Raw genomic sequence first — 22,438 nt, forward strand, 5'->3', positions numbered from 1 at the left:
GTTCGACAGACCTCAGACCTGAATGGCACGCGACCAACACGTGTGGCTTCAGAGCGACAGCCACCGATCCTTGTTCAGATCTCATCAGGGCTTCTCCGTACAATTTCACCGAGCTCATCCCATCTTTAGAGCAATACGCCCCCTCTGAGGCAAGGGGAGAATGCTTCGTATTGAAAAGCATGGGTATCGTCTATATACTCGCGGACCATACGTGGTATTCCTGTACGTGAACTGCGCAGAGACTCTCCTGTGACACGTGCAGTTTCTGAGCCGTCGGCATGACCGACTTCGCACCACGCCCAATTCCGTCCACTGAATAGGTTGACTCAGGGGATGATGTCATGACCAGCAGCACGCTTGACGCCGTCGAAGCGAAATTCCATTCGAACGTCGAATTGTTCCCGAAGCATCGTACCATTCTTGAGCAAGGCGCGATGGTCTTTCGTCCGTTTGGTTTGGATGAAGAGGGACAGACGATCAGAGACCTCAGTGGTGTCAGCATCAGAGCCGTGACGGTCTTTCTAGAAAAATTGGTGGCATCCGAACGCGGGACACCAGCCGGGAAAGAGGCGGTGGACAACCTATGTGGTCTCTTGAACGATCAAATCAGGGATCCGGTCTACCATGTCACTCCTGATTTTCTGAGAAATCCATGGAATAGCTATTCTTACGAATTCACCTGCTACCTCTACGAGTTTTGCGAGCAGATCTCCGGTGACCACCGTTTTACCTTCAAGGCTGGAGCGGAAAAGGTGTCTCCGATCATGCTGGCGCTGACGCGACCGTTTTCGCTCTCCCAGATTTACACGATGTTTCCGTACTTCGGGAACAAATTCACCTCGGGTTCAGTCGAGTTTCGCACCTTGGAAGTGACCAATGAGACCGCGACGGTGGCCATGCGGTTCACCGACCGGACCCTTCGTCAATTTGGGCGCTATCGGAGGCGGTGTGCCTGTCTGGTTTGCCAATCCGCACAGGGAATCATGGTCGCGATGGCCAATCGGATTCATGGCCTTTCACAACCCGACACAATAGAGACCTCCTGTATCGGCAATGATGATGAATGGTGCCAATGGACGATTCGCTGGCATGAGGAGGGGGGGTATCGAAGTCGATTCTGGCGAGCGACATCCTCGATCGACCGGGCACGACCCACTTTCCCAAGCAACGACGTCGCCACCGGCGCCGACAGTGAGCAAGCCGTTCCCAAAGCGACGACCAAGCGAGTCGATTCTCCAGTTCATACTCAGCAGCATTTCACCTGGTTCTTGTGGGGAGGCGTGCTGGGGCTTGCCCTCATGGCAGGAGTCGGCATACTCAATCCAACGGTCAGTTTCGGCGAGGTCGTGTTAGTTGGGCTCTGCCCGATCCTCGCTGTCGGCATCATGGTCAACCGGAGACTGCTTCGAGAGAGTGAACGACGCGAGGCCTTGATTCAAGAGCAAATCACTTTTGTCGAATCACGCCATGAGGAATTGCGCGACGCGTATCTCGAACAAGAACAGATGCGTGTCGAGCTCCGTCGCAAAGTCGCGCAACTCACGGCATTGCATCGGGCGGGCCTCTCCTTCAGCTCAACCTTTGAGCAGGATGCCCTCCTCCATCAAGTGTTGGAAGCGCTCACGCATGAACTCAACTACAACAGTGCTATGGTGTCGATGTTCGATCCCTTCGAACATGTCATCCAGCACATCCGTTTGATCGGCGCGCCTCCCGAAGTTGAAACATTCGCCCAATCTTGTCGAATTCCAATCACCGATCGTGAAAGTCCAGAAGGCGTGGTGGTATTGCAGGGCGAGCCTCTCTTGGTCAAGGACATTGAAACGATTCGGCAGCGACTTCATCCACTCAATCAACGTTTGGCGGAGTTGAGTCGCACCAAAGGCTTGGTCGTGGTCCCCATCAAGACCAAAGGCCGTGTGTGGGGGATGCTGACCGTCGATCGGTCACACAACCAAAGCGTGACCGAAGACGATTTGGATCTGATGAAGACGGTCGCGAGTCAAGTTTCGATCGCGTTAGATAATGCATCCGCCTACCGACAGATCGAGGCGTGGAATGAAGGCCTTGAGTTGAAAGTCAAAGAACGGACCGAAGCGCTGGAACGAGCCGATCACCTGCGTGCACAATTTCTTTCCCATGTCTCTCACGAGCTACGAACACCGCTGACATCGATCAAAGGGTTTATACAAAATCTTCTGGACGGCCTTACCGGTCCGTTGAACGAAAAACAGCAGCGCTATCTGATGCGCATGTCGGACAACTCAGATCGATTGGTACGGATGATTGAAGAACTCCTCGATCGGACCCGTATCGAGACCGGACGATTGGAAGTCCGACAGACCGATGTGCAACTTGAACCCTGCCTGACCGATGTGATCGAACAACTGAGACCGCTGGCTCAGGCAAAACAGCAAACACTTGAGTTCTGTCCTCCCGGATCGAGCGTCGTCGTGTGGGCGGATCGTGATCGTTTGATTCAAACCGTCGTGAATCTTGTCCAAAACGCCATTAAATTCACACCTCCGGGTGGGCACGTGACCGTCGCCTGTGAGCTGAGGAACGACCAAACGGCCACTGTCTTTGTGCGAGACACCGGCCCCGGCATTCCTCCCGAGCACCTCAACAAGATTTTTGATCCATTCTTCCGCATTCAGCAAGGCCACCGTACCGCCCCCAAAGGCTTGGGCCTTGGTCTTTCGATCGTGAAAACCTTGGTTGAATTGCAAGGAGGGCAGGTGACGGCAGGCAATCATGAAGCAGGAGGCGCTGAGGTAGCATTCACGATTCCCATTCATTCGGTCGAGATCACGCCACTTTCTGCTTCCTCTCTCATTGATCGACGCATTTTGGTGGTGGATGACGACACCGATATTCAACAACTGCTCCTCGATCGCCTCCGCGCCCGCGGGTACCAGACCTTTTCCGCCGCCAATGGTCACCAGGCTCTAGAAGCCCTACGGTCACAAGAGTTTCATGGGTTGATTCTTGATATCGGAATCGGCCAGATCGACGGGTTGGAAGTGCTTCGCCGAATCCGCAAGACCAATCAGCAGCTCCCCATCATCATGATTACCGCGTCGGGATCTCAGGAGCTTGCCGTTAAAGCCATCGAGATGGGAGCTCAAGCCTACTTACTCAAACCGTTTGACGCAGTGGCACTTCAGCAGTCTATGGATCGTTGGTTTCACGGCGCGTGATGTCACGAGAATCATGATGCATCGGGTCATCGTTAGATTTCTCTCACGCACACGATGCGGGGTTTCCCAGGATGCCGCGGCAGCCCGCCGCACGATCACGCTCGCTTTTCTGCTTGTTCTTGTTGGAATCGGTGCCGCCTGTCCTGCATCGGCTCAAGTTCCTCGGGTCTATGGACAAGGGGCGGCAGCCTCAGGAATGGGAAACGCTTTTGCCGCACAGGCTGACAATCCTTCCGCTCTTCATTACAACCCGGCCGGGATGACGCAACTGCGAGGCGTGCAGACGATGGCCGGCGGCACGTTCGTCGGTGGAACCTCCGACTTTAGAAGTCCGACGGGGATTTCAGTCACCGGTGACCACGATGGGGCTTTCGCCTGGCCTGGTCCAGGCCACGGCTATATCACAGCGAATCTGAGCGATATCGGGTTTGCCTCACTTGAGAAACTGACGATCGGCGTGGGAATTACCACTCCCTTTGGGTCGGTCATGAGGTGGCCTGAAACCAGTCCTTTCAACAGGATTACCACGTTTACGGCATTTCCCCTCTTTGACATCAAACCGACATTCGCCTATCAGCTGTTCCCCAATCTTTCGATTGGTGCCGGCGCTGACATCTACACGTTTGCCAGCTTTTTCGGGGAAGGACATGCGGAACTGCAATCTGTTTCGCCTGGCGGTCTGGCACCCGCAGGAAGCAAGCTCGAATTTAGTGGCAGCGGCACCGCCCCTGGATTCAATATCAGCGCCCTGTACACGGCGCTTCGAAACAAAGATGGGCAACCGACCGCAAATCTTGCCGTCGTGTACAGAAGCCAGGCCACCCTTCATCTAGACGGAGCCTTACTAGCCAACGGCATCAAAATCCAAGATGCAACAACAACCTTTGTCTTGCCACAAGTGATCACCGGAGGCGTGGCGCTGTGGCCTATCCGAGAGGCGGCGCGCGAGTGGAAACTTGAACTCAACGTAGATTACGTCGGTTGGAAATCGGTCAGGAATTTAGACATCCACCTAGCCAACGGCATCGTCATCCCTCAACCACAAAACTGGAGAGGCACATACGCTATTTTGGCTGGAACTGAGTACCGGTGGTTGCAAATCAATCGCCTACCAGGCTGGGAGATCGCGCTGCGAGGTGGTTATACAAACCAGCAGGCGCAAGTGCCGGACCTCAATTTTAATCCTGGGGTCCCATCCGCCGACTTGCATGTGATTTCGACCGGCATCGGCCTGATTTGCCAAGGAACTGGATCGTTCCTGGGCCTCATCCCGTGTGGAAGTTTTGGAATAGGGTCGGTTAGGACCACGCTCGTTGGTTTGGATATTTTTTACCAAGCGTTTCTCTATGAACCGCGAACCATTTCCGGAAATACCGATCTCCGCGCAACGGTAAACGGGCTCTACAGTTCCACATTGCACGCCGGTGGGTTTTCCATTCGTGCGAGCTTCTAACTAGACCCTCCACCAGATGTCTCAGACCTTGCGAGTGTGAATACAGCACAGCCGAGAGGCATTATGATGAAGAACGATAGCACCGTGGAATTTTGGGGCTGATCGCGCAGAGCACTTCATAGGAAATTGTGTCGCTCCAATCGGCAATGTCCTGGGCCGTGATTCGTTCAGTTCCCTGTTCTCCGATCAGGACCACTTCATCCCCAACAGCGATGTCTTCGATTTCCGTCACATCCACCATCATCATGTCCATGCAGACGATACCCGCGATCGTAGCCCGTTGTCCACGAATGAGCACCTGGCCTCGATTTGACAGGCGCCGGCTGACCCCACTGGAGTAGCCGATCGGAAGAACGGCTACTCTAGTCGGCCGTCTCGCCATGAACGTGCGATTATAACTAACGGTTTGCCCTGGTTGAATCAACTTCAGCTGCACAATCCTGGTCGTGAGTGAGAGAATTGGTCTGAGGTCAGGAGGCCGAACGGAAGAGGGTAGCGTGTGATAGCCATAGAGCATAATGCCTGGCCGAACCAAGGAGTAGTGAGCCGATGGGAAACGAACAATACCCGCGCTGTTCGCGAGATGAATCAGAGGCGTGCTGAATCCCGCTTCGCGCACGACCTTGAGCGCCTGATCAAACAGAGTGACCTGCTGCTCAGTTGGACCAGGCTCCAACCCATCCGAATCGGCCAAGTGAGACATCACGCCTTCCAGACACAACGACGGAGGTATCACGTGTTTCCTCAAGATGGTTTCCAGCTCACTGTGTGTGAGCCCCAACCGGCCCATGCCGGTGTCAACCTTCAGATGAATCGGGTAGGGGAAGGCGTATCGAGCAGCACACTGTCCCAGCATTGTGAGGATCGCCGGATCACTGACCACTGGAGTAAGCCGATGAGCAACGAGGTCCTCCACGTGTTGTGAAAAAACCGGCCCGAGAATCACGATCGATGTTGTGATACCGGTTTGACGGAGGACGATTCCTTCTTCGATCGAGAACACGGCAAGACGACCGATGCCTTGCTGGACTAAGGCCTGTGCTGTTTTCACAGCCCCATGACCATACGCATTGGCCTTGACGACCGCCATGACGTTACAGCCGGGTGAGAGAAAACGGCGGAGCTGGAGAACATTGTGGGCCAGAGCCGTCAAATCAACGGTGGCTACGGTAGGGGAAACGTCAGACGGAATCAGCACGTGCTGAAAAAAGAATCAGGAAGTCGGACTCACACCTCCATGATTTCTTGTTCCTTTTTCTTGATGATCTCGTCAATCTTCTGGCCGTATTGCTCAATCAGCTTTTGAGTTTCTTGTTCTGCTTTCCGCAGTTCGTCTTCAGTCAGCTTCGCGTCTTTTTGAAGCTTCTTTAGTTCTTCATTCGCGTCACGACGAAAGCCCCGTATTTTTACCTTGGTTTCCTCACCATGCTTCTTACAGATCTTGGTCAACTCCTTGCGCCGCTCTTCCGTCAAAGGCGGAAGGGGAACGCGAATGAGTTTGCCGTCGTTCGAGGGTGTCACACCTAAACCCGAGTTGGAAATCGCCTTCTCAATCTCCTTGATGAGGTTCGGTTCCCATGGTTGAATAGTGATCAATCGCGCTTCAGGAGTGGCCACATTCGCGACCTGTTTGAGCGGTGTCATCGTGCCATAGTAGTCAACACGAATCCCGTCGAGGAGGGCAACCGACGCTCGTCCGGTTCGAAGACCGGACAAGTCTTTCCGAAGATGCTCGAGAGCCTGATCCATGTGAGTGATAAACGACTGCCGAATCGTCGCTGCATTGGACATGAAACACCTCGTGAGAGAGTCAGCGGTCGCTGGCCGTCACTAACGTTCCGAGCGACTCACCTAAAGCCACACGTTTGAAATTTCCACTGATTTTTAAGTTGAATACCACAAGCGGTAGCTTATTATCCATGCACAAGCTGATCGCAGTGGAATCCATGACTTTCAGGTTCTGATTGAGAATAGAGAGGAAGGAGATGCTGTCGTATTTTTTTGCCGATGGGTTCGTCACAGGATCCGCTTCATAGATCCCATCGACTTTGGTCCCCTTCATAATCACCTGCGCGCTGATCTCCATCGCTCGAAGGACAGCGGCCGTATCCGTTGAAAAGTACGGATTCCCCGTTCCCCCGGCAAAAATCACCACCCGATTCTTTTCAAGATGGCGAATCGCCCTTCGGCGTATGTATCCCTCCGCAAGTTGGCGCATCTCAATGGCAGATTGCACGCGCGTCATGACACCGACACGTTCCAGTGCATTCTGGAGGGCCAGCGCATTGAGTACCGTCGCCAACATTCCCATATAGTCGGCCGAAGCGCGCTCCATCCCGGCCGCACTCGCCGCGATTCCACGGAAGATGTTCCCGCCTCCTATGACGATCGCAACCTGTACATCGAGCGCGACCACTGAGGAGATTTCCTTGGCAAGATTTTCAAGAATAGACGGCTGAATACCGTAGCCCTGCTCTCCGGCCAACATCTCCCCACTGACTTTCAATAGGAGACGCCGGTATTTCGCAGTGCTCATGCTTCGCCTAACTGGTAGCGAGTAAAACGACGGATGTTCATATTCTCACCGATCTTGGCGACCTTTTGGGCAACAAGGTCCTTGATGGTGACGGCCGGATCTTTGATGAATGACTGTTCAAGCAAACAATTTTCCTGGTAGTACTTCTCAAGCTTGCCTTCGACAATCTTCGGCCATGCGGCAGGAGGCTTTCCCATTTCTTTGGCCTGGCCCTCGTAAATCGTTTTTTCCTTCTCGGCGACATCAGAGGGCACATCTTCTCGTTTCACAAACGACGGCTTCGCGGCGGCGACTTGAAGCGCGAGGTCGTTCACGAAGGATTTGAATTCTTCGTTACGCGCCACAAAATCGGTTTCACAATTGACCTCGATCAGAACCCCGATCTTTCCGCCCATGTGGATGTACGAGTGGACTAACCCTTGGTTGGTCTCTCGCCCGGCCTTCTTAGCCGCGGCGGCCAATCCCTTTTGGCGCAAGTAATCAACGGCCTTCTCGACATCATTCCCGTTTTCGGTAAGAGCCTTCTGACAATCGAGAATTCCGGCTCCTGTTTTTTCGCGAAGTTCCTTCACAAGCTGACTGGATCCTGCCATGGTTCATTCTTCCTTCACGGTTACATTGACGATGAGCGTTTGACGGATCGATCCTCGAGAAAATTAGGAAACCGGAGCGGTCTCAGCCCGCATGGCAAGTTTCTTTTCTCCGCCAGAAGGAGCTGACCGGAACTCTGCTTCCTCTCGCTGGATCTTAAGCTGCGCGCCTTCGATGCACGCATCAGCAATCTTAGACGTGATCAATTTGATGGAACGAATGGCGTCGTCGTTTCCAGGAATCGGGTGAGCAATATGATCAGGATCACAGTTACTATCCAGGATGGCAATGACCGGGATATCAAGTCGCTTGGCCTCCTGTACGGCAATTTTCTCGATTCGCGTATCAAGCACAAAGACAGCTCCTGGGAGGCTGCGCATGTTCTTGATGCCTGAGAGATACTTTTGGAGCTTCGCGATATCCTTCTGCATCAGAAGGACTTCCTTTTTTTTGAGGCCATGTTCGCTGGGATTGAGGAGTGTGGTCTCCATCTTTTTCATCTTATCGATACTACGTCGAATAGTCTGGAAATTGGTCAACATGCCACCCAGCCATCGCTGATTGACAAAATACATGTTGGCCCGTTTGGCTTCTTCTTCGAGGATTTCTGCTGCCTGCCGTTTGGTGCCGACGAACAATACAGAATCTCCCGCTGCGACAAGGTCCCGGACAAAGGCATAGGTATGTTCCATCCGCGCGACGGTTTGTTGTAGATCGATGATATAAATACCGTTTCGTTCACCGAATAAAAACTTTTTCATCTTTGGGTTCCAGCGGTTTGTCTGATGCCCAAAGTGAACTCCAGCTTCCAGCAAGTCCTTGATCGCTACCACCCCCATGCCTTCACCTCCCTTCGAGCTTGCAGAGCACCCAGTAACTGGGTGAGGGAACCGCTTCCCTTATTCTCAAGCCACGCAGCGTATCGTACGCTGAACGTTATTGTATTGGTTCGTGCCGAGCCTCGCGCAGACGAGTCGGCCCCTCTCAAACATAGACCGGCGACGCTACCATAGTTTCCGACTCGGTTTCAAGCTGGAGCCCCTCTTTAAGCTAAGACCGATAGCTGGCATTAATACGGACATAGTCATAGGAAAGGTCCGTGGTCCACATATGTGCGCGGGCTGAGCCTTGTGCGAGATGGATCGCAACAGTAAACTCTTTCTGTTTGAAGATTTTGGCAATCTTCTTTTCCGTATCACGTCCCGTACCCACACCGTGTTTCACCATCACAATGTCATCGAATCGCACCACGATTTTATCAGGATTGATCACCACACCAGATCGCCCGATAGCCGCCATGACCCTGCCCCAATTGGCGTCCTCCCCGAACAATGCGGTCTTAAATAGGTTCGAAGTTGCCACAGTCGCAGCAATTTGTTTCGCCGCTGCCGGCGTCGCGGCCCCCTCGACTACGACTTTCACGACCTTCGTCACTCCCTCGCCATCGCGACAGATCATGAGGGCTAACGCTTGCGCGGCCTCGGTCAAGAGACGTTCGAAAACGCCGTAGCAATGCGTACCCTGTTGAATCGTTCGATTCTTCGCAAGACCATTGGCGAGGCAGAGCACCGTGTCGTTTGTGCTGGTATCACCGTCAACGGTAATGCAGTTGAATGACCGATCAGTCGCGGATTTCAGCGCACGTTGAAGGGCCGATGGAGCGATCGCCGCATCGGTCGTCAAGTACGCTAGCATGGTTGCCATGTTCGGATGAATCATCCCTGAGCCCTTTGCCATCCCCCCGATGGTGACGAGGCGACCAGCAATTTGGGCCTGCACTGCAACGGTTTTCGGCCGTAGGTCGGTGGTCAAAATAGCCTGGGCGGCTTGATCGCCCCCCTGCACACTGAGACGAGAAATCATCGTCGGAACGGCTCTGATAATACGCTCAACCGGCAGCGATCGACCGATTACGCCGGTCGATCCCACGAAGACATGTTCCACAGGCACAACCAACCGCCGTGCGACAGCCGTTGCCATAGCTTCGGCATCTATTAATCCTTGTTTCCCCGTGCAGGCATTGGCATTTCCGCTATTCACGATGATCGCTCGCCCACGATGAGATCGAAGATGACGTCGATCGAGGAGCACCGGCGCAGCCGCGACACAGTTCTTGGTAAATACCCCTGCGATCGGTCCGCTGACTTCAGATACACAAAGGGCCAAATCGAGCAATTTGGATTTCTTGATTCCGCAATGAACACCGGTGGCTTGAAACCCCAGTGGTGCGGTGATCCCGATACGTTTTCGTCCCACCATCATGTCTCAGTTTGGGGTGTGGTTGCGTGAGATGATCACTGGGGTCGTAGGCTTACGGATAACTGGCTGGTGCCGTCAGGCCCGTCTCTTCGGCAATCCCGAGCATAAGGTTCATTGCCTGAATGGCTTGTCCGGCAGCCCCCTTGACAAGATTGTCGATAGCCGCCACCGTCACAACCCACCCAGCTCGCGAATCGGCGTACACACCGACATCACAGTAATTCGTCCCTCTGATGTAGCGTGGATTGGGGACCACATCCTCACACAGCCGGACGAACCGCTCGCCTTTGTAAAACTCTCGGTACAGATCTCGAAGATCGGGCAACGGCATCGTTCGGACAAGCTTGCAGTACGCTGTGCTCAAGATCCCCCGATTCATTGGGACCAGATGAGGGGTGAACGTCACAATCACTGTCGTGAGTTTTTCCTTGAGTCCCGACAATGCATGAAGCCTTGATAACTCCTGCTCGATTTCGGGCGTATGACGATGTTGACCGATCTTATAGGGCTCCAACGACTCATGCGCTTCTGGAAAATGATAGGCAAGCGCCGGACTTCGTCCGGCACCAGACACACCTGATTTTGCATCGATGACGATGGTCTCAGGTTGTACAAGCCCCCTTGAAAACAGTGGTGCCAATTGCAGGATGGCGGCCGTTGGATAACAGCCTGGCGAGGCGACTAGTCGTGACTTCGCAATCGTATTCCTGTGCAGTTCCGGCAGGCCATAGACGGCCTCCTGCAGGAGATGTGGATGGGCGTGCGACGTTTGATACCACTCTTCATACGCAGCGATCTGCTTCAATCGATAGTCCGCGCTCAGATCAACGACCGGTTTACCAGCCTTTACACAGACCGCGACAGGATCCTGAGATTTCGTATGGGGAAGGGCCAGAAAAACAGCGTCGGCCCGCTCGGCCAACGCATCCGGTGCCAGGGCTTCGAAACGATGTTCAATCATTCCCCTGAGGCTTGGAAAGACGGATGCGATCGGCTGCCCGGCGGACTTTTCCGAGGTGACTGCCGTGATTGTGAAATGGGGGTGGGCAGCAGCAAGCCGAACAAGCTCTGCACCGGCATATCCACTAGCCCCTGCTATCGCAACGCGAAACTTCTTGTCCATCCTAAAAATCCGTTCAAAGCGATTCGGCACCACCCGTTGCGGACACAAAAAAGGGAAGGCCTGGAGCCTTCCCTTTCGAGTTCGTCGACTCCTTAACCTAGCGCTTGGAGTATTGGAACCGCTTACGAGCTCCCTTCTGTCCGTACTTCTTACGTTCCTTCACCCGTGAATCACGCGTGAGCAATCCTTCTTTCTTCAACGGGCCTCGTGTGGAGGGCGTCATCGTCACGAGCGCTCGAGCGATCGCATGGCGAAGCGCTCCAGCTTGTCCCGTCGGGCCGCCGCCATACACCGTGGCGCTGATCGAATACTTCCCTATGACGCCGGCCATTTCGAGCGGGAGTTGAATGATTTGCCGGAGCGTCAATCGGGGAAACGCCTGCTCCAACGGTTTCTCATTCACTACAATCTCACCAGCCGTTCCCGTCACCCAAGCTCTAGCGATTGCGCACTTTCTCCGACCTGTTGCGTACTGTGTCACCACTGCCATGCGATATGTCTCCTTCTGTTGGAAGCTGGTGTACTACTATAAAGAAATTGTTTCCGGACGTTGAGCCTGATGGGGATGGTTTGGGCCCACATAGACACGAAGCTTTCGTGCCATACCATTCCCAAGCGGCGTCTTAGGAAGCATCCCCTCGATCGCCTTGGTGAGGAGTTGAGTAGGGTCTTTCCGAAACAAATGTGCGGCAGTCGCGGTCTTCAGGCCTCCGGGATAACCAGTGTGCCGCCGATAGAGTTTGGTCTCCATCTTCGTGCCGGTCAACCGAATCTTTTCCGCATTCACAATCACGACATGATCACCCATATCGACGTTTGGGGTGAACGTGGGTCGATGCTTTCCCCTGAGCACACTCGCTACCCGTGCAGCCAAACGGCCTAACGTTTTCCCGTCCGCATCCACCAGATGCCAGGATTCTTGTACCTGAGTCGGTTTTTCAACGTACGTCATCATCGTCATGTTCTCCACATCATCGATCACACGCTCCCGCGTGCATTGAGGTTAGACTTCTTTGGTTTCCAACTTGGACAACCACGCATCCAGGTTTTGACCGCTCCGCCGTCTCCACACATCCTGCGTCACATAAATGGGTGCCTGACATCGGAGAGCCAATGCGATCGCGTCGCTCGGTCTGGCATCGATGGTTCGACCGACTCCCTTATTTTCCAGGAATACCGTGGCATAGTACGTACTGCCCTTGACATCCGTCAAGACTACACGCTCCGTTTTGATTCCGAAGTGCTCACCAAAACTCTTGACGAGATCGTGGCTCATCGGCCGTGGTGTAATGGCGGCATCCACCGCACGTCTGATGGCTTCTCCTTCCGAGGCTCCGACCCATACCATGAAATGCTCTGCCCCACCGTCCGACCGGGCGAGCACAATGATCCGCGTATCGGTATTCGAATCTTCAACGACTCGATCAACCGTGAGCTGGATCAAAGACTCCTTTTCTTGTGACGCAGGCATCTCCATCTAGGTATCCTAGGTATCCATTTTTCCAAAATCTTCAGGCTTCAGATTTTCCAGCCACTGATCGAGTTCCTCCGAGGTTTGCTTGCGAATCACAGATTCACTCGCAAAAATCGGAGCCTGAGAGCGGAGCGCCAGGGCAATGGCATCACTCGGGCGGGAGTCAACGGTATATTCGGAATCCGCATAGGTCAGATGTATTTTAGAGAAGTACGTGTTCTCATTCAGATCGGTGATGACCACGCTGATGACCTTGGCATCAAACGCGTCTAGATACGATTTCATGAAGTCATGCGTCATCGGGCGGGGAGGAGCGACATTCTCCAAAGCCAAACTAATCGAGCTTGCCTCAGACTTTCCGACCCAGATCGGCAGCATCTCCGACTGCTCGTCGTCGCGCAAGATGACAATATACGCATTATTGTAGGGGTCAAACATGAGCCCCTTCACCTGCATCTGAGTGATCATCAATCCTCTCAGGTTCTCATGCAGAACAGGTAAAATAACGATGCAGAATAGCACTCATGAACAGTTGAAGTCAACGAAGCCCGCGACAAGAAAGGGGAAACCAGGGCATCACTTCCCGACTCAACCTAGGAGGAAACTCGCTGGTCAGCTGTTCTGTGGGCGGTAGTTCTCTGCAACCTTCGATGAATCGACCTGTTCGCCCAGCTTCAGAAAGGCTTTCATTTGCTTGCGAACCAACTCTCGTCCACTCTCATCACCGAGATTCACCTGGTATTCATTGATGACCATCACCCGCATGCCTTCCCACTTCTTCCAGCATTCTGCGCAGACCTTACTTTTTACCTCGGCTTCCAGCTTGCCGAGAAAGAGGGGAGTTGTGATCGCTTCGCCTGTCTGCCCGCATGTCACACAAGAAACGTCGGCCATATTTACGCAACTCCTTTTTGCAATCTGATGTCAGGTTAGAAAATCAGGCTGTCGCGTGTCGGCGGGTATTCTACCAGAGATGTTCCGATGAAGAAAAGGTCAGTGTGTCACACAGGACTGATGACGAGATCCGTGAATCACTTCTATAAGTGAACGATCGTCGCTACTCGGCCTTTACCAGGATCATACCCTGCTCAGCTCCAAGATCAGTAATATTCCAGTAGAGCCCTTCTTCCTTGAGTCCTTGTTTCGAGTCTTGAAGAATCATGGCAATGCCATCCTTCTGAGGTGGCGCCTTTTCCCTTAGCTTGCTCCCTAGCTAGCGAGGTCAAACCAGGGGCACAACCTCCCAGATAAACCTCGTACCGATTGACGCTGTCACGGCAGCATGTTAGAAACACTCCCGCTGTGCAATACGCGATGTGCCCGGATGGCGGAACTGGCAGACGCGCCGGACTCAAAATCCGGTTCTCGCAAGAGAGTGGGAGTTCGACCCTCCCTCTGGGCACCAAGAGACCGTTGTTCAGCACCTACGATCAGGAAATCGATGACTCCCGTCTGCGGGTCAACAGGCATAAGATAATGGGATGGCATCTTAGGGTATGGGCGCGCCATTCAGTTGAATGATACGATACAATGCCCCCCTTGACAGCGGTGCGCTATTAGCCTAGGTTCTACTATATTTCTCAATAGGGTATGAGCATCTCGACTTTTACAATATCGGCACAGGCTCTCGTCAGCATATCCGTTCGATTTCTTTTTATGACATCGCCGTCAACTTATGTAAGGAGGCAGCACATGCGTACAGTGTTGGCATTAGGAGCCGCGATACTTTGCGTTGGCTCTTTGAATGTTGCAGTAGCTCAAGAGCGACTCCAGCAATCATCAGGTGGGTCCGCGATGGGCGTCGGAACCGGCGTTGGTGACGTGTCCGGCAGCGCCAATCGTGTCCAGACTTATGATCGCAATGCATTCCTCAATCGTCTCTCTCTCCCGGAGACAATTTACGGTCGTGTCCTGGCGATCGATTTTCCAGCAGGGAAGATGCTGCTGGAAAGCGGTGGAAGCTCCCATGACGAAGGCCGCGCGGGTGCCGGTGCGATGAGTTCCAAGACCGTCTACTTCGATGACAAGACCAACATGGATCAACTCAAGGTCTTGAACAATGGTGATGATATCTCGCTGCAAGTCGTGGAAGCCACCTCATCCAATCAAGAGTATGGCACGGGCCGCAAGGTCCTTCGAGAAGTCTACTTGCTACGAGGCAATGAACGACTCGCCGGATTCGGCGGCTTAGGTCAGCGTCCGAATCCCTCAACCGAGCGTGCAATTGAGACCAGCAGTGGAAGTATGACAGGGGGGGTGGCAGGATCCGTATTGCCAGGAAAAATTACCGGGATCGTTGATACCACGATCGGTGAATTCACTGGCTCAGCTCCCTGCTGGAATTGCGAGCCGCAACCAGGCTGGGGGTACAAAACCGTCACTCCTGAAACGAAGGTCCCTAACACGTCTGACTACGGAACCGATCCCTCAAAACCAAATCTGGTAAAGGGATTTAACTAACACTACGTGACGCTTCGAGTTGATGTGAAGGGGCAGCCTCAGCTGCCCCTTTTTTCTTGCAGACACGACCAGGGTGTTTATGAGCGATCACCAGAATGTGCCGACCTCTGAGCTCGATCTACGTGGAGTGATTTGCCCCTACAACTTTGTGAAGACAAAGTTGAAGCTTGAGACCATGAAGGAGGGAGAGGTGCTGTCCGTCCTCTTGGATGACGGGGATCCGATCCGGAACGTGCCGCGCAGCGTCGAGAATGAAGGGCACACGGTCTTGGCTCAAGAACGAATGGATCACGCCTACCGAGTGTTGATTCGTCGGGAAGATAGTGTCTAGAGACGCCGCTTCAGGCGCCTTCGCTTACCGGCCTTTTTGTCCTGCCACGATCAGTGTCATGTCTTGTCCCTGTAGCCCGGATAGGTCTTGGCTTATTCGACGCGCGGTCCCTGAAATAATACGTTCAGTTGTCCGCGTTAAGTCGCAGGCAAGGACGATACGACGTCGCGGGGCCAGACGTATCAGGGCGCGCAACGCGCAGACAACAGATGTCGCCGTGCAAAAGACCATTGTCGGAACATCCCGTTCCAGCGCAACGGTTAGGCACCGGAGGATACGTGCGGGGTTATTCGGCAAATGACCGAAAAAGAAGAACGCGTCACAGGGCAATCCAGTCGTAGACAAGGCGGCAATGACGGCCGATGGTCCAGGAATCGGGACAACAGGAATGTGATGCGCATGAGCGGCAGCTACAAGGAGATGGCCGGGATCGGCGATGAGTGGGGATCCACAGTCTGATACCAGGGCAACATCCGTGCCTTGCCGGAGACGTTGCAGAAGAACTTCGATTTTTTCCTTCACATGATACGGGCCATAGCTGATCACCCTTCCTTCAATCTGATGATGCGAAAGAAGCCGCTGCGTGACCTGAGGATCTTCGGAAGCAATGATATCGACTGTTTTCAAAGTTCGAATCGCCCGAACAGTGAGATCGTCCAGATCTCCAATCGGTACTGCCACGACATAGAGCCGACCGCTTCGCGAAAGCCCTGTTTCTGAACCCGTCCTAGCACGTAGGTTTTGTTGACTCCGTTTACCAGGCATCGATATAATTTACCACTTATCCTGTTGACTTACGCTTCGAGAGCACTGCGGGGAATTCCCGATGGCAGCCGTCTGTTTCATGATGACCCTGGTTCTGTATATTGTAGCCACGGTCTCGTTTTTTTCCTATTCGCTCCGTCGTTCCGAAGCCCTCTCCAAGGTCTCGCTCGGCATTACGGTCGGTGGTTTCGTGTTCCATACGATTGCGCTCGCCATCAGAATGCTCGGAGCCTCTTCCTCTACACCGCCCAGCTTTTCCGAGGCCCTTACCTTCTTCTCCTGGATGATCATCCTCGTGTTTTTGGTCGTCGAGTTTCGCCATCGGATCTATGTGCTTGGCTCTTTCATGGTGCCCTTGGCTCTCGTGTCATTGATCTCAGCTGCCGCATTACCCGAAAGCGTCCCCACGCTGCAACCGGTCCTGAAAACCTTGTGGTTTCATGTGACGCTCAGCATGTTGGGGACCGTGGGATTCACCGTGGCGTTTGTTGCAGGAGTGATGTATCTGATTCAAGACCGGCTCCTCAAGTCCAAACAGTTCAACGTCCTTTACAGCAAGCTGCCTGCGCTCGATTTTCTCGACCACTTGAACCAACAATCGATCGTCTTGGGATTCCCCTTGCTCACACTCGGCATCGTGACGGGGGCGATCTCGGCTGATTTCTCTCGGGGATCGTATGTCAGTTGGAACCCGGAACAGACGTGGGCACTCGTCACCTGGGTCTTCTACTTCGTTGTGCTGCTTGGACGATTGACGGTAGGGTGGAGGGCTAAACGCGCGGCGTACCTGACTGTCATCGGCTTTGCCGGGGTCATTCTCACACTCGTGGGTGTGGTGCTCAAGGAACATACTGCATTGTCATAACATGTGTGTCGTCGTCTCATGCATCTGATTGTCGTTGGATTAAGCCATAAGACAGCCCCGGTTGAGATCAGAGAGCGGCTGGCCGTGCCCGAGAGTCGCCTGGGCGAAGCTCTCACTCGGTTGTCGTCATATGCCGGTATTAAGGAAGGCATTCTTCTTTCAACCTGTAATCGAGTGGAGGTGTACTCCGTCGTCGACGATGTGGACACGGGGTATGGCCGGATTCAGGAATTTCTTGCCGACACGCATCTCTCTTTGTCGTCGGAGCAGCTGACCCCTCATCTGTATTGGCATACCGGGGACCGGGCCATCGCCCATCTCTTCAGAGTCGCGGCAAGCCTCGACTCGATGATCATTGGGGAGTCGCAAATCCTAGGGCAATTGAAAGATGCATTTGAAGTCGCCCTGGCTCACAAGACGACCGGTGTGATCATGAACAAAGTCGTCAAGAAGGCCATCTCGGTCGCTAAGCGAGTGCGAACTGAAACAAAAATCGCCGAAATGGCGGTCTCGGTCAGTTATGCTGCGGTCGAGCTTGCGAAGAAGATTTTCTCGAATCTCGACGAGAAAACCGTGTTGTTGGTGGGAGCGGGTGAGATGGCTAAGCTGGCGGCCCGACACTTGATCGCACACGGGGTCGAGCACGTACGGATCACGACAAGAACTCCTCAGCATGCCGTCGATCTAGCCGCCAAGTTCGGGGGAACCGCGGTCCCGTTCGATCAGTTCAAGGACGATATGGCATCAGCAGATATCGTTCTGGTCTCCACGGGCGCGTCGCATTATCTTGTCGGTGCAGAGGATGTGCATCGTGCCGTCAGAGAACGGATGAATCGCCCGATGTTCTTAATCGATATCTCCGTTCCTCGCAATATTGATCCAGCTGTTCGTCATGTCGACAATGCCTTTCTCTTCGACATTGATGATCTCAAGCATCGGGTTGAACAGAACCGAGCCGAGCGGGTCCAAGAAGCGGAAAAAGCTGAGCGAATGGTCCTTGAGGAAGTGGCCACCATCTTGGAGTGGATGAAGTCATTGGAGGTTACTCCGACAATCGTTGCCCTCCGGAGCCGGGTGGATGATATCAAGCGAGCGGAGGTCGAAAAAGTCTTAGGGCGTTTGGGACATCTTTCTCAGCAAGATCGCGAGTTGGTCGAAGGACTGGCGTCATCAATCGTAAATAAATTAATTCATCGCACGATGATCACCTTGAAGACCGAGGTGAACTCCTCAAGCGGCCCTGCGTTCGTTGAAGCGGCCCGCCGTTTTTTTCACCTTGACCAACCTACCTCGTCGAGTCGACAAACGGAAGAGTGTGCGGACCTATCGCGCTACCTCAACGACCGGTCTGATAGCGTAGACGCTGAAGAGCCGGATCAGCAGCCATCCATGCGCAAACAAGCCCAGTGACCATTCAATAAAAGGAAACGGATCTCATCGTGTCGACACAACATACTCCACGCCCGACCTTGGTCCTTGGCACACGGGGCAGTAAATTAGCTCTCTGCCAAAGCGAATGGTTCCAATCTCAGGTTCAGGAAGTGGCGCCAGAGGTTCGGGTGACTCTCCGAAAGATACAGACGTCCGGTGATAAAATCGTTGACGTCCCACTGGCAAAAATAGGAGGGAAGGGCCTGTTCGTCAAGGAAATCGAGGATGCCTTGCTCGCCGGAGAAATTGATTTCGCCGTCCACAGCATGAAGGATGTTCCCGCGCAATTGCCGGACGGGCTTGACATTCTATGCGTCCCCCTGCGCGAAGATGCACGGGATGCCTTTATCAGCCGTGAAGGATGCTCCTTTCAGGATCTTCCGGTTGGCGCCACCGTTGGCACGGCTAGCCTTCGACGCCAGGCTCAACTGTTACACGCGAGACCGGATCTCAAGATTACAATGCTCCGCGGTAACCTGGATACCCGCCTACGGAAACTCAAGGAGGGACAGTTTGATGCCATCATCTTGGCCGCTGCCGGTCTGCACAGATTGGCATGGTCCCAAACCATCACGGAGTATCTTCCTCCAATTCTGAGTCTTCCCGCCATAGGGCAGGGAGCCCTGGGTATTGAAGGGCGGACCAATGATGGCTTTGTGCGGTCCATCCTGTCGCGACTCACCGATCAGTCGACGCAGACGACCGTAACGGCGGAACGCGCCTTCTTGCACCGTCTGGAAGGTGGCTGTCAGGTTCCGATCGCCGCCTATGCCATCCTGTCCGATCACGATCTGGTCTTAGATGGTCTTGTCGCAAGCGTCGATGGAAAAACGGTGATTCGCGATCAGATCACGGGAACGCATCAGGAGGCTCACTCGCTAGGTGTCCGACTGGCCGAACGGCTGCTTTCGCGAGGAGGAGATAAGATCCTCAGGGAGATTTACGGATCAGTATGACCACAGTGAAACAGACAAGCGGCAAGGTGTATCTGGTCGGGGCCGGTCCTGGCGATCCCGGTCTCCTCACGGTTCGAGGAAAGGCGTGCCTTGAACAGGCCGACGTGGTTCTTTACGATTATCTTGCCAATCCCGCATTGCTCTCCTACGCTCCAGACCACGCTGAACGACTGTACGTCGGACGGCGTGGAAAGAAAGCGTACCCGGAACAAGAATCGATCAATCAGCTCCTCATTGAACGTGCCCGAGCCCAGAAAGTAGTTGTTCGTCTCAAAGGGGGAGATCCGTTCGTGTTCGGTCGAGGTGGTGAAGAAGCCGAGGCATTGGCGGCAGCCGGGATAGAATTCGAGGTCGTTCCCGGAGTTACGGCAGCCGTGGCAGTCCCCGCGTATGCCGGGATCCCGGTCACGCACAGAACTTTGGCCTCGACACTGACGATTGTCACCGGACATGAAGATCCAGAAAAGCCTTCCACGACGTTGGACTGGTCACGCCTCGCTGGCAGCCACGGTACGTTAGTCTTTCTCATGGGCATGAAGAATCTTTCCATGATCACAACACGCCTCATTTCTGAGGGACTGGCACCATCAACCCCCGTGGCAATCATTCGTTGGGGCACAAGGGTCTCCCAACACACGGTCGTCGGCACTTTAGCCGATATTGTGGACAAGGCTGACGCTGCACAACTCGAACCTCCAACGGTGATCGTCGTGGGTGAAGTGGTCAAACTCAGACCAACGCTCAACTGGTTTGAGCAACGTCCGCTCTTCGGTAAACGGGTGTTGATGACTCGCGCAAAAGAACAGGCCGGCGAATTAGCTGCTCTTCTGGCGGACTACGGAGCCGACGCTGTCGAAGCTCCGACCATTCAGATTGTTAACCCTATTGATTGGGCACCTGTTGATCTCGCCATCTCCGCAATCAGATCCTATACCTGGATCATTTTCACCAGTGTGAACGGCGTGGACCGTTTTATGACTCGAGTGTGGGCTAAAGGACTTGACTCCCGCTGCCTGGCAGGACGACGGCTCTGCTGCATCGGACCCCGCACCGCACAGGAGCTGGAAACATTTGGGGTCAAAGCAGATCTAATACCTGCAGCCTATCAGGCTGAAGGAGTGTTGGAGGCACTCCTACGGGAGGATCTCCGGAAGGTCCGTGTCTTAATCCCTCGTGCCGAGGTGGCTCGGGAGATCTTGCCGGAAGAGCTTCGTGCCCATGGTGCTCATGTCGACGTCATTCCGGTGTACCGAACAGTCACACCCACTCAAGACGATGCGGAATGGCGGCAGCAACTCATGGACCATCACATCCATGTTGTGACCTTTACCAGTTCGTCTACAGTCAAGAATTTTGTGGCCATGTCGGGTGGGATCGATACAGTCAGGCCGCTTCTACAGTCCGTCACGATCGCGTGTATAGGACCCATCACGGCAAGGACCGCCGAGGAGTATGGTCTAACGGTTTCGGTCATGCCAGGAGAGAACACGATTCCCGCACTGGCAGACGCGATCGCCGGTTATTTTCAGCGTGGTAAACCGGCGGCCACGGGAGACATAGTCTGATGCCAACGGATGTACGTATCATGCATCGCTAGTTTATGAAGAGGAGGGCGAGATGGTCCCTGTAAAGTCTTTTATGATACCCCGAGACAAGTTCGTGACGGTTCCGCGAGATACCGACACACAAACTGCTGCTCGCATCATGCGAGACCGTGGTATTGGTAGCTTATTTGTGACCAATGATCGTGAGATCATTGGAATCATCACGGATACTGACATGATGCGCCGGGTCGTTGCCGCCGGAGCCGATGCGACAAAAACGACGGTCGAGCAAATCATGTCGGCCCCGATCATGACGATTGAAGAAGGCAAAACGCTTTTGGATGCCAATGATCTGATGGCCCAGTCCCATCTTCGGCATTTAGGCGTGACACGCAACGGCGAGTTGGTCGGAATCATCTCTGTTCGGGACCTCGTCGTCTTTTTAACCAATCTTCCGAGAAAGTAGGACGGCCGATGGCGTTTCCCATTCACCGTCTCCGACGGCTGAGACAGCATGAGTCTTTGCGAAGAATGGTCCGTGAGACCATCTTGTCCCCGGCAGATTTTATCTACCCACTCTTTGTCGTTGAGGGGACCGCTCGTCGTGAAGAAATCGGATCGATGCCCGGTCAGTACCGTCTGTCGGTCGATCTGCTGATCAAAGAGGCCGCAGAAATACTGGCGCTCGGTATTCCTGCCATCATGTTATTCGGCATTCCAGACCACAAGGATGAGCGTGGGAGTTCAGGGTGGGAGCCCAATGGGATCGTGCAACGGGCTATTCGTGCCGTGAAACAACAAGTGCCCGAGTTGCTGGTCATCACCGATGTGTGCATCGACGAATATACGAGTCACGGGCACTGCGGCATTGTGAAGAACGGCAAGATCCTCAACGATGAAACGCTGGAGTGTCTCACAGTCATGGCTCGGACACATGCCGAGGCTGGAGCCGACATGGTGGCACCTTCTGACATGATGGATGGACGAGTAGCTGCCATTCGGAGTGAGTTAGATCGATCGGGGTTCTCAGACCTACCAATCCTGGCGTACGCCGCCAAGTTTTCCTCGTGTTTCTACGCACCGTTTCGTGATGCGGCGTTCTCGAGTCCTCAATTCGGCGATCGCCAGTCCTATCAGATGGACCCGGCGAACGCCCGTGAGGCCCTCCGCGAAATCGAGCTGGATATTGAGGAGGGAGCCGATATCGTGATGGTCAAGCCGGCGCTGCCTTATCTGGATATCATCGCAACGGCTCGTGGCCGCACACTACTCCCTTTAGCGGCCTACCAGGTGAGTGGTGAGTACAGTATGATCAAGGCGGCGGCACGAGCGGGATGGCTCGATGAATCACGTGCGATGATGGAATCGCTCTTGGCGATCAAGCGAGCAGGAGCAGACCTGATCCTCTCGTACTTTTCTAAAGACGCAGCCAAACTGCTCCATTGATCGA

General features: G+C 54.0%; 23 protein-coding genes and 1 tRNA gene. 11 read left to right on the forward strand and 13 right to left on the reverse strand.

Going from position 1 to position 22,438, the window contains the following annotated elements; all coding sequences use genetic code 11:
- Positions 1 to 341 precede the first annotated feature (341 nt).
- Together IPM58_04340 and IPM58_04345 are read left to right on the forward strand one after the other, a co-directional pair.
- Entirely contained in the window at positions 342 to 3,200 is a 2,859-nt protein-coding gene (locus tag IPM58_04340; protein ID MBK9306320.1) for a response regulator, read from the forward strand.
- Between the two features lie 16 nt (positions 3,201 to 3,216).
- Entirely contained in the window at positions 3,217 to 4,653 is a 1,437-nt protein-coding gene (locus IPM58_04345) for an outer membrane protein transport protein (GenBank protein ID MBK9306321.1), read from the forward strand.
- A gap of 61 nt (positions 4,654 to 4,714) precedes the next feature.
- Here the strand turns inward: IPM58_04345 and alr are convergent, their stop codons facing one another.
- The 12 genes from alr to IPM58_04405 form a co-directional block, all read right to left on the reverse strand.
- Positions 4,715 to 5,851: an alanine racemase gene (gene alr / locus IPM58_04350; protein MBK9306322.1), complete on the reverse strand. Its 1,137-nt coding sequence runs from the start codon at positions 5,849 to 5,851 to the stop codon at positions 4,715 to 4,717.
- Between the two features lie 29 nt (positions 5,852 to 5,880).
- On the reverse strand, positions 5,881 to 6,444 hold the full coding sequence (frr, locus tag IPM58_04355) for a ribosome recycling factor (GenBank protein ID MBK9306323.1): 564 nt from the start codon (positions 6,442 to 6,444) through the stop codon (positions 5,881 to 5,883).
- A gap of 19 nt (positions 6,445 to 6,463) precedes the next feature.
- Positions 6,464 to 7,189 (reverse strand): UMP kinase, encoded by a 726-nt coding sequence (locus IPM58_04360; GenBank protein ID MBK9306324.1) that lies wholly within the window; start codon positions 7,187 to 7,189, stop codon positions 6,464 to 6,466.
- Complete coding sequence (tsf, locus tag IPM58_04365; GenBank protein ID MBK9306325.1) at positions 7,186 to 7,782, reverse strand: translation elongation factor Ts; 597 nt, start codon at positions 7,780 to 7,782, stop codon at positions 7,186 to 7,188. Before tsf ends, IPM58_04360 begins: the two co-directional genes overlap by 4 nt.
- Before the next feature lie 63 nt (positions 7,783 to 7,845).
- Positions 7,846 to 8,619, reverse strand: coding sequence for a 30S ribosomal protein S2 (gene rpsB, locus IPM58_04370; GenBank protein MBK9306326.1), 774 nt, complete (start codon positions 8,617 to 8,619; stop codon positions 7,846 to 7,848).
- Positions 8,620 to 8,830: 211 nt separating this feature from the next.
- Positions 8,831 to 10,039: a bifunctional glutamate N-acetyltransferase/amino-acid acetyltransferase ArgJ gene (gene argJ, locus IPM58_04375; protein ID MBK9306327.1), complete on the reverse strand. Its 1,209-nt coding sequence runs from the start codon at positions 10,037 to 10,039 to the stop codon at positions 8,831 to 8,833.
- A gap of 52 nt (positions 10,040 to 10,091) precedes the next feature.
- Positions 10,092 to 11,162, reverse strand: coding sequence for an N-acetyl-gamma-glutamyl-phosphate reductase (locus tag IPM58_04380; protein ID MBK9306328.1), 1,071 nt, complete (start codon positions 11,160 to 11,162; stop codon positions 10,092 to 10,094).
- A 97-nt stretch (positions 11,163 to 11,259) separates the two neighbouring features.
- The gene (gene rpsI, locus IPM58_04385; protein MBK9306329.1) at positions 11,260 to 11,652 is read right to left on the reverse strand and encodes a 30S ribosomal protein S9; all 393 of its coding nucleotides are present in this window, start codon (positions 11,650 to 11,652) and stop codon (positions 11,260 to 11,262) included.
- Between the two features lie 36 nt (positions 11,653 to 11,688).
- Entirely contained in the window at positions 11,689 to 12,117 is a 429-nt protein-coding gene (rplM, locus tag IPM58_04390; GenBank protein ID MBK9306330.1) for a 50S ribosomal protein L13, read from the reverse strand.
- A 48-nt stretch (positions 12,118 to 12,165) separates the two neighbouring features.
- Positions 12,166 to 12,639 carry a bifunctional nuclease family protein gene (locus IPM58_04395; protein ID MBK9306331.1) on the reverse strand — a complete coding sequence of 158 codons (474 nt, stop codon included), beginning with the start codon at positions 12,637 to 12,639 and terminating at the stop codon, positions 12,166 to 12,168.
- A 9-nt stretch (positions 12,640 to 12,648) separates the two neighbouring features.
- A complete protein-coding gene (locus IPM58_04400) occupies positions 12,649 to 13,104 on the reverse strand; it encodes a bifunctional nuclease family protein (GenBank protein ID MBK9306332.1) in 456 nt (151 codons plus the stop codon).
- A gap of 144 nt (positions 13,105 to 13,248) precedes the next feature.
- Complete coding sequence (locus IPM58_04405; protein ID MBK9306333.1) at positions 13,249 to 13,530, reverse strand: Fe(2+)-trafficking protein; 282 nt, start codon at positions 13,528 to 13,530, stop codon at positions 13,249 to 13,251.
- A 424-nt stretch (positions 13,531 to 13,954) separates the two neighbouring features.
- Here IPM58_04405 and IPM58_04410 point away from each other — a divergent pair.
- From IPM58_04410 to IPM58_04420, 3 genes are all read left to right on the forward strand, one after another.
- Positions 13,955 to 14,041 (forward strand) — tRNA-Leu (locus IPM58_04410).
- Positions 14,042 to 14,328: 287 nt separating this feature from the next.
- Positions 14,329 to 15,096, forward strand: a complete 768-nt coding sequence (locus IPM58_04415) for a hypothetical protein (protein ID MBK9306334.1) — start codon at positions 14,329 to 14,331, stop codon at positions 15,094 to 15,096.
- Between the two features lie 79 nt (positions 15,097 to 15,175).
- Positions 15,176 to 15,427, forward strand: a complete 252-nt coding sequence (locus tag IPM58_04420; protein ID MBK9306335.1) for a sulfurtransferase TusA family protein — start codon at positions 15,176 to 15,178, stop codon at positions 15,425 to 15,427.
- A gap of 24 nt (positions 15,428 to 15,451) precedes the next feature.
- Here the strand turns inward: IPM58_04420 and IPM58_04425 are convergent, their stop codons facing one another.
- The gene (locus IPM58_04425; protein MBK9306336.1) at positions 15,452 to 16,192 is read right to left on the reverse strand and encodes an rRNA small subunit methyltransferase 1; all 741 of its coding nucleotides are present in this window, start codon (positions 16,190 to 16,192) and stop codon (positions 15,452 to 15,454) included.
- Positions 16,193 to 16,253: 61 nt separating this feature from the next.
- Between IPM58_04425 and ccsA the strand changes: the two genes are divergently transcribed.
- Genes ccsA through hemB form a run of 6 tightly spaced genes read left to right on the forward strand, consistent with a single transcriptional unit; the run spans position 16,254 to position 22,434 of the window.
- Positions 16,254 to 17,057 (forward strand): cytochrome c biogenesis protein CcsA, encoded by an 804-nt coding sequence (gene ccsA, locus IPM58_04430; protein MBK9306337.1) that lies wholly within the window; start codon positions 16,254 to 16,256, stop codon positions 17,055 to 17,057.
- A gap of 18 nt (positions 17,058 to 17,075) precedes the next feature.
- Complete coding sequence (locus tag IPM58_04435; protein ID MBK9306338.1) at positions 17,076 to 18,467, forward strand: glutamyl-tRNA reductase; 1,392 nt, start codon at positions 17,076 to 17,078, stop codon at positions 18,465 to 18,467.
- Between the two features lie 29 nt (positions 18,468 to 18,496).
- On the forward strand, positions 18,497 to 19,444 hold the full coding sequence (hemC, locus tag IPM58_04440) for a hydroxymethylbilane synthase (protein MBK9306339.1): 948 nt from the start codon (positions 18,497 to 18,499) through the stop codon (positions 19,442 to 19,444).
- Positions 19,441 to 21,009 (forward strand): uroporphyrinogen-III C-methyltransferase, encoded by a 1,569-nt coding sequence (gene cobA, locus IPM58_04445; protein MBK9306340.1) that lies wholly within the window; start codon positions 19,441 to 19,443, stop codon positions 21,007 to 21,009. Before hemC ends, cobA begins: the two co-directional genes overlap by 4 nt.
- Positions 21,010 to 21,061: 52 nt before the next feature.
- Positions 21,062 to 21,454, forward strand: coding sequence for a CBS domain-containing protein (locus IPM58_04450; protein MBK9306341.1), 393 nt, complete (start codon positions 21,062 to 21,064; stop codon positions 21,452 to 21,454).
- Positions 21,455 to 21,462: 8 nt separating this feature from the next.
- Positions 21,463 to 22,434 carry a porphobilinogen synthase gene (gene hemB, locus IPM58_04455; GenBank protein ID MBK9306342.1) on the forward strand — a complete coding sequence of 324 codons (972 nt, stop codon included), beginning with the start codon at positions 21,463 to 21,465 and terminating at the stop codon, positions 22,432 to 22,434.
- The last annotated feature ends 4 nt before the right edge of the window (positions 22,435 to 22,438 follow it).

Source organism: Nitrospira sp., assembly GCA_016715825.1.
Lineage (GTDB): Bacteria > Nitrospirota > Nitrospiria > Nitrospirales > Nitrospiraceae > Nitrospira_D.

Bases quoted from the DNA above. Each gene is read 5' to 3' on its own strand.
- rpsB (MBK9306326.1), bottom strand. From the start codon at position 8,619: ATGGGGGTGGTAGCGATCAAGGACTTGCTGGAAGCTGGAGTTCACTTT.
- cobA (MBK9306340.1), top strand. From the start codon at position 19,441: ATGACCACAGTGAAACAGACAAGCGGCAAGGTGTATCTGGTCGGGGCC.
- hemB (MBK9306342.1), top strand. From the start codon at position 21,463: ATGGCGTTTCCCATTCACCGTCTCCGACGGCTGAGACAGCATGAGTCT.
- IPM58_04415 (MBK9306334.1), top strand. From the start codon at position 14,329: ATGCGTACAGTGTTGGCATTAGGAGCCGCGATACTTTGCGTTGGCTCT.
- IPM58_04450 (MBK9306341.1), top strand. From the start codon at position 21,062: ATGGTCCCTGTAAAGTCTTTTATGATACCCCGAGACAAGTTCGTGACG.
- tsf (MBK9306325.1), bottom strand. From the start codon at position 7,782: ATGGCAGGATCCAGTCAGCTTGTGAAGGAACTTCGCGAAAAAACAGGA.
- IPM58_04425 (MBK9306336.1), bottom strand. From the start codon at position 16,192: ATGCCTGGTAAACGGAGTCAACAAAACCTACGTGCTAGGACGGGTTCA.
- IPM58_04400 (MBK9306332.1), bottom strand. From the start codon at position 13,104: ATGATCACTCAGATGCAGGTGAAGGGGCTCATGTTTGACCCCTACAAT.
- rpsI (MBK9306329.1), bottom strand. From the start codon at position 11,652: ATGGCAGTGGTGACACAGTACGCAACAGGTCGGAGAAAGTGCGCAATC.
- rplM (MBK9306330.1), bottom strand. From the start codon at position 12,117: ATGATGACGTACGTTGAAAAACCGACTCAGGTACAAGAATCCTGGCAT.
- IPM58_04360 (MBK9306324.1), bottom strand. From the start codon at position 7,189: ATGAGCACTGCGAAATACCGGCGTCTCCTATTGAAAGTCAGTGGGGAG.
- IPM58_04435 (MBK9306338.1), top strand. From the start codon at position 17,076: ATGCATCTGATTGTCGTTGGATTAAGCCATAAGACAGCCCCGGTTGAG.
- argJ (MBK9306327.1), bottom strand. From the start codon at position 10,039: ATGGTGGGACGAAAACGTATCGGGATCACCGCACCACTGGGGTTTCAA.
- IPM58_04345 (MBK9306321.1), top strand. From the start codon at position 3,217: ATGCATCGGGTCATCGTTAGATTTCTCTCACGCACACGATGCGGGGTT.
- IPM58_04340 (MBK9306320.1), top strand. From the start codon at position 342: ATGACCAGCAGCACGCTTGACGCCGTCGAAGCGAAATTCCATTCGAAC.
- ccsA (MBK9306337.1), top strand. From the start codon at position 16,254: ATGGCAGCCGTCTGTTTCATGATGACCCTGGTTCTGTATATTGTAGCC.
- IPM58_04405 (MBK9306333.1), bottom strand. From the start codon at position 13,530: ATGGCCGACGTTTCTTGTGTGACATGCGGGCAGACAGGCGAAGCGATC.
- IPM58_04420 (MBK9306335.1), top strand. From the start codon at position 15,176: ATGAGCGATCACCAGAATGTGCCGACCTCTGAGCTCGATCTACGTGGA.
- IPM58_04380 (MBK9306328.1), bottom strand. From the start codon at position 11,162: ATGGACAAGAAGTTTCGCGTTGCGATAGCAGGGGCTAGTGGATATGCC.
- frr (MBK9306323.1), bottom strand. From the start codon at position 6,444: ATGTCCAATGCAGCGACGATTCGGCAGTCGTTTATCACTCACATGGAT.
- IPM58_04395 (MBK9306331.1), bottom strand. From the start codon at position 12,639: ATGGAGATGCCTGCGTCACAAGAAAAGGAGTCTTTGATCCAGCTCACG.